The organism is Vibrio sp. 10N.222.49.A3 (assembly GCF_041475145.1).
Classification (GTDB): Bacteria; Pseudomonadota; Gammaproteobacteria; order Enterobacterales; family Vibrionaceae; genus Vibrio; species Vibrio tasmaniensis_A.
In genome coordinates this window covers 1-701 of the sequence record NZ_JBFRVM010000214.1, presented here as the reverse complement: position 1 = coordinate 701, position 701 = coordinate 1, and the positions used below count along the sequence as shown (strand labels likewise).

At 44.7% G+C, this 701-nt stretch carries 1 protein-coding gene; it reads left to right on the top strand.

The features are described from left to right. Positions 1–110 precede the first annotated feature (110 nt). The gene (gene radC / locus AB4589_RS23265) at positions 111–596 is read left to right on the top strand and encodes a DNA repair protein RadC (RefSeq protein ID WP_016799664.1); all 486 of its coding nucleotides are present in this window, start codon (positions 111–113) and stop codon (positions 594–596) included. Positions 597–701 lie beyond the last annotated feature (105 nt).

The window sequence follows — 701 nt, the reverse complement described above, 5'->3', positions numbered from 1 at the left end:
CGACCGCTAAGCATCAAGCAATAGCGAAAGACCTTCTGACTAGCTTGTATGGCCAATAACACGGACTGAGCGCCGCCCATCACGACTTTAAATATTAAAAGGGATCTATTATGTCTGTACTTGCTAACTACTCTAATCACAGCCTTTTCTCTGTCGAAGAAAAAGATATCTTGAACCATGCCGCGAGCATTTTAAAATCTAAGTTGTTTGTGTCAGAGCAGACGCCCCTCAATTCCCCTGAATTGGTGAAGTCATTTTGTCAGACTTCACTCGCCTCCAATGAAAGCGAAGTGTTTGGGGTGATATTTCTTGATAGTCAGCATCGAGTTTTACGCACAAAAGAGATGTTTAATGGCACCATTGACGCCGCCTCCGTTTACCCGCGTGAAGTGGTCAAAGAGTCACTGGCCACAAATGCAAGCGCGGTCATTTTTTATCATAACCATCCCAGCGGTGATGCCACACCCAGTCAAGCCGATCGACGTATTACTCGACGACTGACCGACGCGCTAGCCTTGGTTGATATTCGAGTACTCGATCACTTCGTGGTGTCTTTTGAAGATGTGGTGTCGTTTGCGGAGCGTGGTTGGATATAACGATTAGTTAGTGAAAAATGTCTCTCATTCACGCCTATTCTGGCGTGAATGACTTCGGTAACGTAATGCAGTAAACTAAAGACAACTAAATAAGGTTTCTATTAT